Raw genomic sequence first — 15,778 nt, 5'->3', positions numbered from 1 at the left:
CCTACGCGGCGAGCCGATCGGCCTCACGGCGGGTGACTGCGGCGACGACGTCCGCACGTCGGAAGCCGCGACGGGTGGCCTTCTCACCTTCGTCGGTCTCACCCCACACGTCCCGGATGGTGACGCTCCACGGCTTCAGCGCGGCGGTAACGTTGGCGGCCGTCCAGCCGCCGTACATGTCCGGGTGGAGTTCGGCGAGCCGGGCGGCAACACGCTCGTTCCACACCTGCTCCTCGCGGGCCGCGACGACCTTGAGGACGTCACCGAGGATGTCCATGCCGACGGTCGCGGCCGGGCCCTCACCGAGGGCGTGCCCGGTGACGTTGCCGTAATCCTCGCGCAGCTGGCGGGCGCGGGCGACGACGCCCTCGGCGGCCGGCCCGTCGACGAACGCGGAAGCGACGATGAGCGGGTCGTCACCCTCGCCCGACATCCAGCAGATACCGCGGTCGGAGCGGGAGAACATCGTCGCCCGGATGCCGGCCTTGTAGGCGCCGGTACCGAGGACCATGTCATTGGCGGTGTGGCCCATCACCTTCAGGCAGAACCGCAGGACCGCGTTCGCGGAAATGCCCGGGGGTAGGGACTTCGCGTCGGGCCGCTGGGTGGCGAACATGCCGACGATGCCCAACGCGGGGCCGCGCTTGGCGACGTCGGTGCAGATGGACTCCAGCTCGGCGCCGTACTTCTCGTGCTCGAACGGCACCTGGCACTCGTCGAAGCCGACAACGATCGGGTGCAGACCGAGGCTCTTGTCGCTGGCCAGGGCCGGGGTGACCTTCGACTCCGGGCAGCGGGACTTGGGCAGGCTGCGAATGACCTTCGCGCGGCGGCGCAGCTCCTCCTTCAGCTCGCGCATGGCGTGCAGGACGTACTCCAGGTCCTCGTCGTCCTCGCCGGACCGGTAGCGGTGGCATACCGGTTCGAGGGGGCCGAGGTCGCCGGTGCCCTTGAAGTCGAACGCGTACAGCGCGGCGCGCGGGTCGAGGGCGGCGATGAGCAGCAGCAGCCTGAGCAGGAACGTCTTGCCCATGCGGGGGATGGAGCCGATCACGATCGAGGCGAACATCAGGGTGACGCGGATGTCCCGCATGCGCTGGTCGTTGCCGAACACGACCGGCTTGAAAAGGTCGACCTCGCCCTCCTTGAGCAGCGGCCACGCCGGCTTCGTCGTCTCGTTCATTGGTTTGTCACCCACCCACAGGATCAGCCGGCCCTCGTGCTCCTCCGGGTCACCGGACGGCCACACGCAGCCGAGCTTGCGGCGCAGGCCGGAGGCGAGGGCCTGCCGCTGCTCCATGATGTCCTCGGGCACCACGCCATACGGCAGGTCGAGGTCGGCGCGGTAGCCGGGCCCGTCGCGGGTGATCTCGCTGGTGAAGCGCATGCCGTTCATGTCGCCGCCCTTTTTGATGGCGGCGGAGACCTTCGGGTTGCCGATGGAGTCGAGGGCCCGGAGGACGATGGTGCCGGTGAGCTTCTGCAGCTCGGTGCGCATCACCGCGGGGCCGATGACCGGGGCGTCGGGCTGCTGCCCGAAGTAGCCGAGCGTCAGCACGCCGCCGGCCGCGAACGCCCACAGGTAGGCGGGGGCGAGGACATACAGCCAGAGGGCGAAGCCGAGGCCGAACACCGCGGCGACAACCGTGACCAGGCCGCGCAGCCGGACGCGGCCCGCGCGCAGGCGGGAGAGGCGCATGTACTCCTCGACGTCCTCGGCGCGGACGGCGTAGTCCCGCAGAGGCGCGGCCTCGCGGTCCCACACCCACCGGCCGGTGGAGGCGACCAGGCGGGCGGCGCCGCGGGGGGCCATGAGACCGAGCTGGGTGGCGTACCAGGGGGCACGCAGCCCGTGGTAGGCCGTGGCGTATCCGGCGTGCCCGGCGGCGCGCTGGGCGGTGGCGCGCAGGTCACGGCGGGAACGGAGCCACGGGGCGATGATCGGGCGCCGCTTCTCGCTGGTGACGCCGGGGGCGGGCAAGTTGGGGTTGTCGACGGGGACCGGTGCCGCGGGCGGGGCTTCCGCCGGTTCGGGGGCGGGCGGTGCGGCGGGCGCGCCGGGTAGCGGGCGCTCGGCGATCTCGGTCATGCTGTGGCTTCCTGCCTCTTGCTGGGGTACGGAGGCCCGGGGACGGCCCTGCCTGGTCGTGGTGCGCCGTCCCCGGGGTTGAGCTACTTCTTGCGCTTGCGGCGGCGGGCCGTGTCCTCGATGCGCTCGATGCGCTGCTTCAGGTCGCTGGTGTCGATGCGGTCGGTGCCGTCGTCGGCGAGGCCGCGCTTGGCGATGCGCGCGGTGAGGGCGGCGATGCGCACCTTCTCGACGGTGGTGAAGTCGGCGAACGTCAGGTCGTCGGCCATGTGGGACTCCTCTCGGGCGTCGGTCACCTGGCGATGCGGAAGTCGAGGACGACTGCGGCGTGGTCGGGGATGCCCAGCTCGCGGGCGTACTTCAGGCGCAGGCGCTCCATGACGTCGCCATTGGTCGGTGCCTTGCCGTTGGGGACGCGGTAGGTGCCGGTGCGCCGCCCCTGGGCGTTGCGGCCGTCGCCGATCGGCCCGTCGACGGTGATCCACCAGCGGTACGTGACGCCGGGGGTGAGGCGGTCGTTCAGGGATGCCATGGCGGTGTCCTCTCGGATCGGGATGGAAGCGCTGGCGCGGTTCCCCTCGACCGGGCCCGTGCGAGACGGGCCCGGCGGGCAGCCGGTCAGCCGGTCAGGCGTGCTTGGGCTTCCAGGTGCCGCGGTTGGCGTCGGTGAGCTCGTCGAGGTGCTCGTCGACGGCCTCGCCCATGCGGGCGGCCACGCCGTACTGGCCGGCCTGCTGGAGGTCGCGCTGGGCGCCGCGGGCGGAGGCGATGTGGGTCTCCTTCGGGTTGCGGGCCGGGCTGTCCGGCCCCACCGCCCGACAGACCCTCACGGTGAAGGTCTGCGGGACGGAAGGGCCGGTCAGCGGCGGGGGTAGCCGTGGCCGGGCGGCGGGTAGGTGGCGCCGGGCTCGGGGGCGGCGGCGCCCAGGACGGTCTCCTCGAATGCGGTGAGCGGGCCACCGTCGACGGGGTCGCCGGTCCGGGTGGCATAGGCGGTGTCGACGCCGTCGAGGAGACGCCCGGTACGGGCTTGGTCGTCGGCCGCGGTCTCACGGCGCCGGAAGATGCCCATCAGCCGCGGCCCTTCTGCATGTCCTGCCACACGGAGCGGAGGACCAGGACGCAGACGGTTGCGCAGACCGCGCCGACCGCGACGGCGACCGCGAGGAGCGCGGCGGCCATGGCGAGGAACGAGAGGGCGACCGCGCCGCCGATGCCGGCCGCGACGTACAGGCCCACCGGGCGCTGGACGCGGGGCGCGGGCGCCTGCGGCTGGGGCTGGGTGATCTGCTGGGCGGCGAGGACGGCGGCGACGATACGGACCATGTCCGTGTCCGTCTCGGCGGCGCGGACCGCCTGCTCGGCCTTGGCGAGCGGGTTCTCCTCGGTCACCTCGACCACCTCCGACGGGGCAGGTACGGGCGGGCGAGGATGCCGGCGGCGAACGCGAGGATGACCGGCTGGGCAACCACGGCCATGACGACCGTGGATGGCACCGTGAGCGGCAGGCCAATGGTCAGCCAGAGCAGGGCGAGCAGGGCACCGAGGATGAGCGGCTTCACGGCCGGACCTCCCCAGACACGAGGGCCACGGTGACCACTTCTCGGCGCAGCTCGGCCGCTTCGCGGCGGCTGAGGCCGTACTCCTCACGGAGTCGTTCGATGGTCACCGGCCGGTTCGTCGAGGCGACCAGCTCGCGGTTCAGCTTGGAGGCCCTGCGGCGCAGCTCGGACGGGGTGAGGGCAATGACCTCGGTGACCACTTCACGGGGGGTGTCAGCGGGTACTGCGGTGGTCACCTCGGCAGCCCGATTCTGGTCGTGCGTCTGCTCTTCCGGCTCGGCGTCGGGTGACCGCTTCCCGTCTGCCCCGGTGACCATCTCCGGGTTCTCGAAAGCAGGCCAGTCGATGTAGCCGTTGGTACTGCCGGACGGCATCCAGCTCTGCCGAGAGTGGTCGAACACGTAGGTCTTCTGCGGGGCGGGGCGGGCCACAAGCGGCAGCAGCCGGACACCAGCCGGGACCACTTCGGGGCGGGGCGCGGGCGGCATGTGCGGCCGCTCCTCGACAGGCTCGGGCCGGGCGACGATCGGCAGCAAGCGGGCGCCGGCCGGGACCACCTGGGGGCGGGCAGGCGGGAGCGCCGGCAACTCCTCGACGACTCGTTCGACCGTGATCTCCTCGGTGTCCTGCCACGGGGACGGCAGGTCGATCGTGGCGAGGGAGGCGGCGTGCCGGCGGGCGGCGAGCAGGTCGAGGAGCCGGGCCCGCTGTTCCTCGCTCGCTCCGGCCTGTGCCTTGCCGACGGCGACGGACAGGCGGCGGGCGATCCGGGCCCGGCCGCGGGCGCCGGGCTTCATCTCGGCGAGCTTGGCGGCCAGGGCGACGGCCTTGACCGTGGCGCGGTCGCGGGTGATCTGTTCGGCGCTGCGGTCGCGGACGGCGAGCCCGAGCCGGGACAGCAGCCGCTCCCGCAGTTCGCGGGCGAGGAGGGCGGGCAGGCTGGACGACTCGGTGTCTGGCTGGGCGTGCCGGAGCTCGATGCCCATGGCGAGGTGCCAGAGCAGGGCGGCGAGGACCGGGCCGACGACGGCGCGGACGGTGCCGCCGACGATCCCGGACTCGGCGTAGGCGGGGATGACCTGCACGCCGGTGATGACCCAGACGAGCATGCCCGGGGTGCCGGGCGCGCCCAGGGTGCGGAGGTTCTGCCGGGCCATCAGGGCGCAGGCGAACAGGCCGAGCTCGGCCGCGGCGAACATCGCCGCGCGCTCGCCGGTGGAGGCCATGCCGAGGTTGTGTTCGGCGAACCGCCAGGACGTGTCGGCGCTGTACGCGGTGCACGCCATGGCGGCGAGGGCGGCGACGGCGACGGCGGCCGGCGGCCAGTCGGCGGCCTTGCCGATACCGCGGGCCAGCCACGCCAGTGCGGCCAGCAGCAGCACGACGACGGCCGTAGCGGGCAGGGGGTGGGCTTGTGCCCAGGTCAGTACGGAGTTCACGGTTCGCCCACCTCGGGCTCGGAGGCGCGCACCACACGGTGCGCGCACAGGGTTACGCCTTCACGGTCGGCGCGCTCGTGTGCGACGAGGAGCGCGGCCATCAAGGCGGGGACGGGAGGGAGGGGCCGGGCCGACCGGGCGGCCGCGCGGATGGCGGCCACCTCGGTCGGGCGGCGGATGTAGGAGGGGCGGCTCACCGGGCGCCTCCGAGGAGACGGTCGAGCTGGTCGGCGAAGTCCCGCAGCCGGTCCGCGTGCCCTTCGAGGGCGGCGGCCAGGTCGTACAGGCCGGCCGGGGTGAGGTCGCCGGTGTAGTCGGCCTGCTCGAGGTAGGCGACCACGCCGCGCTGCTCGGGCCGGGTGACGAACGGCGACTCGGTGACCATGACCCGGAACAACTCCGCACCCTGGAAGGCGAGGACGGTCTCGGTGCCGTAGTGGCAGAGGTCCGCGCGGTGCACGGTGGGCGAGTGGTCGGCGTGTCCGCGGCACCAGGACGGTTCCGGGAGGGTGACCGGGCCGTGGTCGGAGGTGGCGAGGGTGACCGTGCGGGGCTGCTCGCTGCTCACGGGCGCTCACCCCGCTCGTCAAGGACGGCGGCGGCGAGCCCGCGCAGACGGATCCGCAGGACCACGGCGGCCCTGATCGTGTCCTCGTGGTTGTGGATGCTGGCGGTGGCCGTCTCTTCGAGGACCCTGGCGGTCATGCGCAGCTCGGCGGCCACGCTCTGGGGGTTCGGGGCGCCGCCGTCGTAGGTGTGCAGAGGGCTGGTACTCACCGGTGCTCACCCCGCTCACGGACCTCGGCGCGGCTGAGCTGGTCGTCGCGGGTACGCGGGGCGTCGGTCAGCCACGGGAAGGGGCGGGTGCGGTCGGCGGCCTTGAAGACGCGGATCGCGGCCTCGCCCGGGGCGTCGGGCAGCGGGTAGACGCGGCCGCCGGTGAGGGAGGCGAGGAGCCGGGCGGCGTGGTGCTCGCAGCCCTTCGCGCCGGCGTTGGTGGCGTCGAGGACGGTGACGACGGCCGGGCCGTTGCAGCCGGTGGGGTCCTCGGGGTGCGCGGCCGGGCAGCGCTCACTTCCTCCAGATCTGGAGGAAGTTACGACCGGGACACTCTCGGGCTCGGCGTCGAGGGCGCGGAGCAGGATCCTCAGACTCTCGGCGAGCGCGCCGTGCGCCTGGGCGTAGCCGAACTCGGAGAAGCCGCTGCTGTCGCCGTACGCGGCGAGCATCTTCCGCGCGGTACGGACCGCGGCCTGAAGCTCGGAGTTCTGGGCGGCGAGGGCGCTGATGCTGGGGCAGGTCTTCACCGGCTCGCTCCCGTCTTGTGGATGCGGGCGGTCACGCGGGTTCCGGTGGCGTCGATGGTGAGGGTGCGGCCGGTGGCCCGGCGGATGAATCCGGCGGCGACCAGGCGCCGGCCGGTGGCGATCCTCAGACCGAGCTGGATCCGGTCGCGGCGGGCGAGGGAGGCGCCGTAGGCGGCGAGGCGGGCCTCGCGTTCCTGCGGGGTCTCGGTGTCCTGCCAGGCGGCATCCATGCCGCGCCAGCCGATCGGGGTACCGACCGTCCACACCGTGCCGTCGGCCATGGTGAGTCGGCGGACGCCGCGGGCGGTGCGGGCGTGGTGGCTGTCGCCGTTGATGACCTTGAAGGTCAGGCCGGAGGCGTGGGTCACGGTGGCCTGGGGGCCGGGGGCGGCCCGCTCGGTGCGGGCCGCCTCGGTGGACTCGGTCACCGGGCACCGCCGGCGAACGCGGCGATCAGAACGACGGCGGCCTTGAACTCCGGCTTCCGCGGCTTGTACGCGGCGAGCAGGGTGCAGATCTGGCGGAGCGTCCAGCGGGTCACGTTGTGGGTGCGGCGGGCGCGGCCGCCGGCGACGGTCCGCTTCGTACGGGCGGTCGCGGCGGGGGCGAGGCTGAGGCGCTTCGCCACGCTGCGGAGGCCGTTGGCGATGCCGGCGGCGGTGTCCTTCGCGACGCCCGCGGCGACGGCCACGGTGGCGAGGGAGCGGGGGCGGCGGTGGCACGAGGCGGCGAGGCGGGTGGCCGCGGAGCGGCGGCGCAGCTCGGAGCGCAGGGTACGGCGGGTGGTCCGTCGGGCACGGCGGATGGCAGACTTCTGCATCAGCGGTCTCCTGGTTGAGTCAGGTAGGTCCGTCAGGCCCTCGGATCGGTGCGCTAACACCGGCCGGGGGCCGCTTCTTTGCGATTTGCTAGATACCCATCTAACTCTCGGAGAGCGGCGCTTCGCCGATCTGCGGGACCTGGTGCGGCCGTGAACGCCCGGCCACCCGGGGGCCTGCCCCCCGGCGGAGAGCACGACGTCCCACCGGCCCACACGGATCACATGTCCCACAAGGCCCACACGGATCACATGGCCCACAAGGCTCACACGGGTGGCACTGCCCACACGGGCGGCGCCGGTGACACAAGCGGCGCAGGCCGCACGGAGGACGGTCCTCGCTCTCGCAAGGCCGTACACGTCGCGTCCGGGAAACGGCTGGGGGCCGCTCACCCGCGCCAGGAAGGACCGGTGGATCTGCGGCTCGTGCCGCCCGCGCTCGCGGCCTGGGCGACCGCGGCGTCGACGCTGGACGCGTCACCGTGGACGGTGACCGGCGTCGCGCTCGCCTGCGCGATCGCCGCCGGAGTCCTCCTCACGCCGGGGCGGCGACCGAAACGGAAGCAGGAACGGAGGCAGCGGCAGACACGGCGAGGGGAGAGGGACGGCCGACCGCCGGAGGGACGGGCCGGCCGACCCCGGGCGACCGTGGCCGCGGTGCTGCTCTGCGCGGCGGCGGCCGCCGCGTCGGCCGGTCTGCACGGAGCCGATCTGCACCGCGGACCCGTGCCGGCGCTGGCGCGGGTGTACGCAGGTGTCACCGCCGAGGTGGAGCTCACCTCCGACCCACGGCTCGCCCGGCCACGGGTGCGGGGAGATCGCATGAGCCCGGACTCCGTCCTCATCGACGCGGAGGTCCGCGGGGTCGAGGAGCAGGCCGGAGCGGCGGTGGTGACGCGGACACCGGTGCTGATGGTCGTGGACGTCGGGGACGGCGCCGGAGACAGCCGGCGAGCTCCGGCACACCGTCCGCCCGGAGCGACGCGAGCGTCGTGGCTCGCACTGTTGCCGTCCACCCGGGTGCGGGTCGGCGGACGGCTGGCGCCGCCGACCGGTGGGGACCGGATCGCGGCCGTGCTGCGGGTACGGGACCGGGCCGGGCCGGTGGTCGTGCGCGAGCCCACCGCGGCGCAGCGGTTCGCGGGACGGTTGCGGGCCGGCCTGCGATCGGCCACCGACGGACTGCCGGCCGACGCGCGGGCGCTGCTGCCGGGGCTGGTCGTCGGCGACACCTCACGGATCACCCCCGAACTGGACGAGGCGTTCAAGGAGACGGACCTGGCCCACACGCTCGCCGTGTCCGGCAGCAACCTCACGATCATGCTGGCGCTGCTCCTCGGACCGCCCGGCCTGGCCCAGCACGTCGAGCGCCGCGGCCTGGCGCCCCGGCTCGGGATCCCGCTGCGCACGACCGCGCTGCTCGGCGGAGCACTCACCCTCGGATTCGTCGTGGTGTGCCGGCCCGATCCGAGCGTGCTGCGGGCGGCGGCCTGCGGAGCCGTGGTGCTGCTCGCCCTCGCGACCGGCCGCCGCAGGTCCCTGGTCCCGGCGCTGGCGACGGCGGTACTGCTGCTGGTGCTGTACGACCCGTGGCTGGCCAGGAGTTACGGGTTCCTGCTGTCGGTGCTGGCCACCGGAGCGCTGCTGACGCTGGCGCCGCGCTGGAGCGCCGCGCTGCGGCGGCGCCGGGTTCCGCCACGGCTCGCGGAGGCGCTGGCGGCCGCGGGTGCCGCGCACGTCGTGTGCGCGCCGGTCGTGGTGGTGCTGTCGGCACGGGTGAGCCTGGTCGCGGTGCCGTGCAACCTCCTCGTGGAGTTCGCGGTGGCACCGGCCACCGTGCTGGGATTCGCGGCACTGGCGGCGGCACCGGTGGCCCTGCCGGTGGCCGAGGCACTGGCCTGGTGCGCGAGCTGGCCCGCCGAGTGGATCGCGGGCGTCGCACGGACCGGGGCGGCACTGCCCGGAGCGGGGGTGGACTGGCCGGACGGCTGGGCCGGGGCGCTGCTGCTGGCCCTCGTCACGGCCGGCGCGGTGCCACTCGGCCGGCGGATGCTGCGGCATCCGGGGTGGTGCGCGGCCTGCGGGGTGCTGCTCCTGCTCGTGGTGACGCAGCCGCCACCCCTGACCCGGGTGATCACCGGGTGGCCGCCTCCCGGCTGGCGGCTGGCGCTGTGCTGCCTTTTCCCTGTTGGATCTACGTGTTGAAGCGGATCTTGTGGGGGTGGTACGTGCCTGGTTGGCGTGTGTACTGGGTACCGGAGAAGCGGGTCGTTGTACCCGATCGTGTACCTGAGTTGGCGGACTGGACGGACCTGTCGGAACGGGAAGAGCGCACAGGGATCCATCCGGGAGACCCGATCCTGTTGTCGCCGGACTGCCGGATCGACGAGTTGCTGGGCGCGTACTTGTGCCGGTCGTCGTTCGCGCGGCTGGAGCCGGAGACGAAGCGCAACTACACCTTGGACTACTGCGTGTTCTTCGACTTCTTATGGAGCCGGGGCGTGGTCTGGACCCAGGCCACGGCAGACGATCTCTGGGATTTCGAGGACTGGCGGACGCGGTCTCCGAGGAACCCGAACAAGGTGGGCCCGGACCGGTGGAACCGGGGCCTTGCGGCGATCACCCGCCTCTACGGGTGGGCGGCCGCACACGGGCACATCGCGGTGAGTCCGGTGGTCATGCGATCGGCGGTCGGCCGGCACGGCGAGGTGATCGCGATTCCTGAGGCGCGCGCGAAGAACGCCAAGGCCAGCAACGTGCGTTGGCTGACGCCGCGGGCCTTTCGAAGGTGGGCCGATGTGGGGCTACGTGGGCACACCGCGTCCGGGGTGCCGTCGCCGAGCTGGCGGGGGCGTCTGGAGGACCGCAACACAAGCTTCGCCGAGGTGCTGATGTCGTCGGGGATGCGACTGACGGAGGCCGCGTCGTTGCTGACCTTCGAGATGCCCCGCACGGAGCTGGGCAGCGGCCGCTACTACACGGGCAGGCTGGCCAGGACCGTCACGAAGTCGAAGCGGGCGCGGACCTTCTACGTCGCGGCCCCCGTGGTCGGCGCGGTGGAGGGTTACGTGGAGTCGACGCGGGCGGCGGCGGTGCGACGCGCTCAAGAGAAGGGCCGGTACGACGGCCTTCTCGTCCGGCGGGTCGTCACACACCAGACGGGCTTCGCCCGGCGGTTGCTGCACTGGGTCGACCAGGACGGGGTGGCGGGCCAGACGCCGTTGACGGAGGCGACTGTTGCGGAGCGGATGACGCTGTTTACCGAGGGCCCGGAGGGGCCGGAGCCCTTGTGGTTGTGGCTGAACGAGCAGGGGCTGCCGTTTCACCCTCTGTCGTGGGAGAACGTCTTCCGCTCCGCGTCGGAGCGTTGCCGGGAGGTCCTCGGCGAGGTGATGGCCGAGCCGCCGTTTTGCACGCCGCACATGTGCCGGCACAGCATGGCCCTGCACATGCTCGTGGTGCTGCACTTCGTGATGGACCAGCGCCTAGGCCTGACACCAGAGGAACGCAGAGACTTCCGGCTTCTCTACGGCGATCCCTGGCGGATGGTCCAGGATTTGCTGGGCCACGCGCAGGTCGAGACGACCCGGAACATCTATCTCGCCCCGGTCGCGGACCTTCAGCTGCGGGCCTTGCTTGCGGACCCCACACCGCCGGACGACCATTCGGGAGGGGCACGCTCCGACGCTTGGGTGACCTCGCTGCTGGCCCGCATCGCTCAGGAGAGTGAAGGCATCCAGGACGTCGACACCCTCCTGGAGCCGGCATGAGCCGCCGCGGCCGCAAGGCCGCTCTGCCGGATGGTCCCCACCACCGGCCCGCGGTCCTGGCGCCCACCACACTTGTCGTCCACCACCGCGACCGCCAGGGGGACACCGCCACCTTCGACTTCGCCGAGCTGCCCGTATCAGCGGCGATGCAGCGCTCGCTGGCCGCGCTGTTCGCCGCGCGCTGTGCTCCCGGCGGAGGCTGGGACTCCTACCAGACCAGCCGCGGCAACTGGTACTCCATCCGCGCCTTCAGCAAGTTCCTCGTCGGCGAGCAACGCATGCCCGACGACATACCTGATCTGACACCGGCCCATTGGAACGCCTGGCGGCTGAGCCGCCCAGCCGCGGTGACCGGCTACAAGAGCTATCGCGAGATCGCGAGCCTGCTGCGGGGCGATCCCCGGCTCAGCGCGGCCACACGCGAGGCTATGGCCAAGCGGATGCGCCGGGTGAAGACGCAGGAGAAGGCCTACACACCGGAGGAGTTCGACGAGGTCCGCCGCACCGCACGGAGGGTCTTCCGGACCGCGCTGCTGCGGATCCGCGAGAACACCCGCATGCTCACCGGGTGGCGCGAGGGCCGCTTGCCGCCCGGGAGCCCGGAATGGATGACCGGCGAGGCACTGGACACTCTGGCGCGCACAGGCAACGTTCCGTTGCAGGAGAACTTCCCCTCAGGCCACAGTCGGTGGCGCCCGGTCACCCGCGTCGCACGGGTGCTGGGCGGCGAAGGCGCCGAGCATACCTGGATGCGGCTCTATCTGGGCCGGGGGGAGGCCTGCGCGCTGGCCGTGCTGCTGGTGACCGAGTACGGGGTGAACGCGACGACGGTCTGCGAGATGCCCGCGCCCCGCGCGACCCCGGACTCGGAGGCGAACGGGACGCTGATCTATCGCGTCGAGCTGGAGAAACGACGCCGCGGTGGCAACCTGCACCACGAGACCCGCAACCTCGCCGACTTCGGCGCCGCCTCATCGGGCCGGCTGATCACAGAAGCGCTGGAGGCCACCACGCACGCGCGCGCATTCACCACGCAGGCCGGAGCGAGTCGGGACCGCCTGATCGTCTGGCACGAGCACGCAGGCCAGCACCGGCCGCTCGGTGACCTCGCAGGTTCGAAGATCGGGCCATTCACCCTGGGCCTGAGCACGCACAACGTGTCGCAATGGTCATCCCGCCTGGGCCTGCCGGGCTCGGTGATGCGCCGCAGCCGCAAAACAGTCAACGTGGTCCACCGCCGCGGACCCGCCCAGAACAGCCAGGACACCCACGACAGCATCTACGTGCTCCCTGACCCCCAGGCCCACCAGGCCGCGATCCCGGTGATCGCCGCCGGAGCCGAGGCCGCAGTGGAAACGGCCCGCCGCACGGTCTTCCGCGCCGAGCTGGTGGACGCTCCGCACCCAGACGATGAGGAGACCGCGACGGCCGGCTGCCACGACTACACCGGCAGCCCCTTCACCCCGGGCGGAACGAACTGCCGGGCCTCGTTCCTGCTCTGCACCGCCTGCCCGAACGCCCGGGTCGCCCCGGCCCATCACCCCCGTCTCACCCACCTGCATGCCGCGCTGGAGAACCTCCGGGGCGTCCTGGACACCGATGTCTGGACGGCGGACTGGTCCGAAGCCCACGCCCGGCTCGAAGACCTCCGCCACCGGCTCGGGCCCGCGGTCTGGGACGCGGCCCTGACCGCCGCCACCGACACGGACCGCGAGATGATCGACCAGCTCCTGAACGGAACCTTCGACCTGTGACCTCCCCCGCCCACGACCTTGTGCTGCTGCCCGGCCCGGACACGTCGGTCATCCCCGGCCACCTGGTGGTCGCGGCCGAGCCCGGGCCCATCGCCCGCTTCGGCGACGACCGCTGGCCGCTGCTGCCGCTCATCGACAACCCCAGCGCGGACCGCCACACGATCCTTTGGGAGCCCTTCCCGCCGGCTCTGCGGGAGGAACTCCGTCATCTGGCCTGGCAGCTGATCAACAGGAGCCTCCCCGAGACATTCGTGACCGGCCGGATCGGAGCCTGGCGCACTCGCCAGTCCCCGACCGGCATCTACCAGACCGTGCTCATCTGGCGGCAGTTCGCCTCCTGGCTCACCGGCCGGGGCATCACGACGCTCGCGGCCTGCACGACCGAGACGTTCCTCGACTACAGCCATGGCCTGCTTGATGGAGGAGAACTGAGCCGCTCCTCAGTCCAGTACCGGCTCAGCGCGCTGCTGCGGCTCTGGGCCTTCGATGCCGACGGCCCCGATCCTCTCGGCATCGGAGAGCCGCCCTGGCTGCGGGAAGGCGTCGACGACTACCTGCCCGCAGCGAGCGGCGGCGGCGAGAACGCCACCGAGCCGATCAGTGAAGCGACCATGGGCCCGCTGCTCGTCTGGGCCCTGCGCGTGGTCGAGGACTTCTCCGAGGACATCCTCGCCTCCTGGCGCGACTACCAGAAGCTGAAAGAGACGGGCGAGAACAACCCCTCCACCGCCGAGGGACTGGCCGCCGCCAAGGCCTACCTCGACGGCCTCATGGCCCACGGCCTCCCCTTCCCGACCGTCCACCACGCACGCGGCCGCGCACTGGCCACCACCTACATCGCCGCAGTTACCGGAGCCGCGACCCTGCAAGTCCAAAACGCCATGCGCCGCGCGGGACGCAAGGAACACCTCGCCCGATCACCGGACATCCGCTGCCCCCTGCCGACACAGATCACGGGCACGGTCGCCGGACGGCCCTGGACCGAACACATCAACTACTCCGACACCCACACGCTGATGCGCCACCTGGGCACGGCCGCGTTCATCGTCCTGGGCTACCTCACCGGGATGAGGACCGGCGAGGTGCTCGGGCTCCGCTCCGGCTGCTGCCCGCCGGTGGCCTCCGGCCGCCACCTGATCTACGGGCACGTCTTCAAGACCGCCCGCGGCGAAGATGGCAACCACCTCTCCAGCGGCATGGAACGAGAGGTCCCCTGGGTCGCGATCACCCCCGTGGTCAAAGCAATCCGCGTCCTCGAACGCATCGTCCCCGACGGGGCCCTGCTCTTCGATGCGACGACCCACGACTTCGCTACCCAGCGCAAGAAGAACGGCTCCCTGACGGCCATCTCCTTCGGCCAGCGCATCGGTGACTTCGTCTCCTGGGTGAACGAGCTCGCGAAGAAGCTGGGCCGGCCGCACGAAGCCGTCCCCGAGGACCGGCACGGTGCCGTCGTGTCCTTACGCTTTAGACGCACCCTGGCCTGGCACATAGCCCGCCGCCCCGGAGGACTGGTCGCCCTCGCCATCCAGTACGGCCACATGCGCACCACCATCAGCGGCGGCTATGCCTCCCGCAGCCGCGACGGCATCCACGAACTCCTCGACATCGAGACCGCCTTTGCCACCGCGGACACCCTCGCCGACCTCCACGAAGACCTCGCCACTGGCAGCGGACTCTCCGGACCCGCCGCCCGCCGGGCCCTCCACGCCGCGACCCAGGCACCGGCCTTCGCCGGCACCGCCATCACCGTCCGCCAGGCCCGTGACCTCCTGCGCAACCCCGCCCTCGCAGTCCACGACAACCCTCACGCCCTTCTGCTCTGCGTCTACAACCGGGACAAGGCCCTCTGCCACCGCATCGGCCCCCACGACACACCACGTCTCGACCGGTGCGTCTCGGCCTGCGCCAACATCGCCCGCACCGACCTCCAGGCCGAGCAACTCATCGTCCAGGCGGAAGAGCTGGAGAAACAGGCCGTGTCCCCGATGGTCCCCGCACCGCTCGCTGACCGCCTCCAGAACAAAGCCGCCGGCCTGCGCCACCTCGCCGAACAGCACGACCAGACCCGGATCACGCTCCAGGAGAAACCCGCATGAGCCCCGCACCCGACGAACGCGACCGCATCCGCGCGGCCATGCACCGCATCTTCGCCGGCACCCCCGAACACTCCAACGGCGCCCTGACCATCGTCGCCCTCGCCGCCGAAGCCCAAGTTCCCCGAAACGCTCTCACCCAGCGCCACCCGGACCTCAAGAACGAGTTCTACGGCAAGGTGCGCGCCCGCGGACAGACCCCCGACAGCGAGAAGCGTCTCCGTGAACAGGTCAGAAAGCTCAAGGAACTTCGGGAGGCGGACGCCGAGGAACTGCGACAGATCCGGTCGGACAATCAGGCTCTCGTCGGAGCCCTGCACCAGGCCGTCATGGAGAACCGCCAGCTCCGCCAACAACTGGCCGAGCGGCCAGGCATTCTCCGTCTCCTGCCCTCCCAGCCCCGACCCGGCATCTGACCTGCTGGTTCGTCACACACTGCTCGGCTGAGAGTTGTTCGTGGGACCTGTCACAAAAAAAATCAGGGAGATGCCCCCCACCAATCTGCTCGGACTCGACTTGTGACTGGTGAAACGTCGGCCACGAGAGCGAGAGAACCAGATGGGACTGTTGACCTTCGCCATGCGCCTCTTCCGTCGTGACGGAGGCTTCTGGGGATACATGACCGAGCGGACCAAGAGCCGCACGGCCATCGAGCTGGAGCGCGAGCGCAACGCGGCCACCGCGAACGTGATTCCGATGCTGAAGCCGGGCGTCGACTTCATGGAATCCGAGGAGGGCGGCCGCACCCGGGTCATCCGCGTTGCTCCGCTCCTGCAGAACGGCGACCCCAACAGCGCGGCGCCGACGGGAGCTTCGCTGCCGCGAGACAGTGACCACACCAGCTCTCCGGCGTCGCCGCCCGCTCTCGGCCCGGGCATCAGCGCCAGCCCCGTGGTGCTGCCGAATCACCAGGGCCAGGACGGCCACCTGGTGGGTGAGTAGCC

The 15,778-nt window shown here is 72.0% G+C and carries 19 protein-coding genes and 1 pseudogene; 6 read left to right on the top strand and 14 right to left on the bottom strand.

Annotated elements, in window-relative coordinates:
* Position 1 precedes the first annotated feature (1 nt).
* The 14 genes from ACIP67_RS34145 to ACIP67_RS34080 form a co-directional block, all read right to left on the bottom strand.
* Positions 2 to 2,089: a cell division protein FtsK gene (locus ACIP67_RS34145; RefSeq protein WP_401697073.1), complete on the bottom strand. Its 2,088-nt coding sequence runs from the start codon at positions 2,087 to 2,089 to the stop codon at positions 2 to 4.
* Between the two features lie 83 nt (positions 2,090 to 2,172).
* Positions 2,173 to 2,358 carry a DUF6257 family protein gene (locus ACIP67_RS34140; RefSeq protein ID WP_401697072.1) on the bottom strand — a complete coding sequence of 62 codons (186 nt, stop codon included), beginning with the start codon at positions 2,356 to 2,358 and terminating at the stop codon, positions 2,173 to 2,175.
* 23 nt (positions 2,359 to 2,381) lie between these two features.
* Complete coding sequence (locus ACIP67_RS34135; protein ID WP_401697069.1) at positions 2,382 to 2,621, bottom strand: hypothetical protein; 240 nt, start codon at positions 2,619 to 2,621, stop codon at positions 2,382 to 2,384.
* Between the two features lie 94 nt (positions 2,622 to 2,715).
* On the bottom strand, positions 2,716 to 2,919 hold the full coding sequence (locus tag ACIP67_RS34130) for a hypothetical protein (RefSeq protein ID WP_401697067.1): 204 nt from the start codon (positions 2,917 to 2,919) through the stop codon (positions 2,716 to 2,718).
* A 29-nt stretch (positions 2,920 to 2,948) separates the two neighbouring features.
* Positions 2,949 to 3,161, bottom strand: coding sequence for a hypothetical protein (locus ACIP67_RS34125; protein ID WP_401697064.1), 213 nt, complete (start codon positions 3,159 to 3,161; stop codon positions 2,949 to 2,951).
* Entirely contained in the window at positions 3,161 to 3,481 is a 321-nt protein-coding gene (locus tag ACIP67_RS34120; RefSeq protein ID WP_401697063.1) for a hypothetical protein, read from the bottom strand. Before ACIP67_RS34120 ends, ACIP67_RS34125 begins: the two co-directional genes overlap by 1 nt.
* Complete coding sequence (locus ACIP67_RS34115) at positions 3,478 to 3,651, bottom strand: hypothetical protein (protein WP_401697060.1); 174 nt, start codon at positions 3,649 to 3,651, stop codon at positions 3,478 to 3,480. The genes ACIP67_RS34120 and ACIP67_RS34115 overlap by 4 nt, the downstream gene beginning before the upstream one ends.
* Positions 3,648 to 5,090 carry a hypothetical protein gene (locus tag ACIP67_RS34110; RefSeq protein WP_401697057.1) on the bottom strand — a complete coding sequence of 481 codons (1,443 nt, stop codon included), beginning with the start codon at positions 5,088 to 5,090 and terminating at the stop codon, positions 3,648 to 3,650. The genes ACIP67_RS34115 and ACIP67_RS34110 overlap by 4 nt, the downstream gene beginning before the upstream one ends.
* On the bottom strand, positions 5,087 to 5,287 hold the full coding sequence (locus tag ACIP67_RS34105; protein ID WP_401697055.1) for a hypothetical protein: 201 nt from the start codon (positions 5,285 to 5,287) through the stop codon (positions 5,087 to 5,089). The genes ACIP67_RS34110 and ACIP67_RS34105 overlap by 4 nt, the downstream gene beginning before the upstream one ends.
* Positions 5,284 to 5,658: a DUF6907 domain-containing protein gene (locus ACIP67_RS34100; RefSeq protein WP_401697053.1), complete on the bottom strand. Its 375-nt coding sequence runs from the start codon at positions 5,656 to 5,658 to the stop codon at positions 5,284 to 5,286. Before ACIP67_RS34100 ends, ACIP67_RS34105 begins: the two co-directional genes overlap by 4 nt.
* Entirely contained in the window at positions 5,655 to 5,867 is a 213-nt protein-coding gene (locus ACIP67_RS34095; protein WP_401697051.1) for a hypothetical protein, read from the bottom strand. Before ACIP67_RS34095 ends, ACIP67_RS34100 begins: the two co-directional genes overlap by 4 nt.
* A complete protein-coding gene (locus ACIP67_RS34090) occupies positions 5,864 to 6,397 on the bottom strand; it encodes a hypothetical protein (protein WP_401697049.1) in 534 nt (177 codons plus the stop codon). Before ACIP67_RS34090 ends, ACIP67_RS34095 begins: the two co-directional genes overlap by 4 nt.
* A complete protein-coding gene (locus ACIP67_RS34085) occupies positions 6,394 to 6,825 on the bottom strand; it encodes a hypothetical protein (protein ID WP_401697047.1) in 432 nt (143 codons plus the stop codon). Before ACIP67_RS34085 ends, ACIP67_RS34090 begins: the two co-directional genes overlap by 4 nt.
* A complete protein-coding gene (locus tag ACIP67_RS34080; RefSeq protein ID WP_401697046.1) occupies positions 6,822 to 7,217 on the bottom strand; it encodes a hypothetical protein in 396 nt (131 codons plus the stop codon). Before ACIP67_RS34080 ends, ACIP67_RS34085 begins: the two co-directional genes overlap by 4 nt.
* A gap of 249 nt (positions 7,218 to 7,466) precedes the next feature.
* Between ACIP67_RS34080 and ACIP67_RS34075 the strand changes: the two are divergent.
* The 6 genes and pseudogenes from ACIP67_RS34075 to ACIP67_RS34050 all read left to right on the top strand — a co-directional run.
* Positions 7,467 to 9,389 (top strand): annotated as a pseudogene (locus ACIP67_RS34075) (ComEC/Rec2 family competence protein); the annotation flags it as partial.
* Positions 9,390 to 9,508: 119 nt separating this feature from the next.
* On the top strand, positions 9,509 to 10,984 hold the full coding sequence (locus ACIP67_RS34070) for an integrase (RefSeq protein ID WP_401697044.1): 1,476 nt from the start codon (positions 9,509 to 9,511) through the stop codon (positions 10,982 to 10,984).
* On the top strand, positions 10,981 to 12,738 hold the full coding sequence (locus tag ACIP67_RS34065; RefSeq protein ID WP_401697043.1) for a hypothetical protein: 1,758 nt from the start codon (positions 10,981 to 10,983) through the stop codon (positions 12,736 to 12,738). Before ACIP67_RS34070 ends, ACIP67_RS34065 begins: the two co-directional genes overlap by 4 nt.
* Entirely contained in the window at positions 12,735 to 14,837 is a 2,103-nt protein-coding gene (locus tag ACIP67_RS34060) for an integrase (RefSeq protein ID WP_401697042.1), read from the top strand. Before ACIP67_RS34065 ends, ACIP67_RS34060 begins: the two co-directional genes overlap by 4 nt.
* Entirely contained in the window at positions 14,834 to 15,250 is a 417-nt protein-coding gene (locus ACIP67_RS34055; RefSeq protein WP_401697040.1) for a hypothetical protein, read from the top strand. The genes ACIP67_RS34060 and ACIP67_RS34055 overlap by 4 nt, the downstream gene beginning before the upstream one ends.
* Positions 15,251 to 15,392: 142 nt before the next feature.
* A complete protein-coding gene (locus ACIP67_RS34050; protein WP_401697038.1) occupies positions 15,393 to 15,776 on the top strand; it encodes a hypothetical protein in 384 nt (127 codons plus the stop codon).
* The last annotated feature ends 2 nt before the right edge of the window (positions 15,777 to 15,778 follow it).

Origin of the sequence: Streptomyces sp. NPDC088812, assembly GCF_044750285.1 — a bacterium.
In the GTDB taxonomy this organism is placed as follows: domain Bacteria; phylum Actinomycetota; class Actinomycetes; order Streptomycetales; family Streptomycetaceae; genus Streptomyces.
Note: the sequence above shows the minus strand (reverse complement) of the source record. Positions and strands in the feature narration are given on the sequence as shown.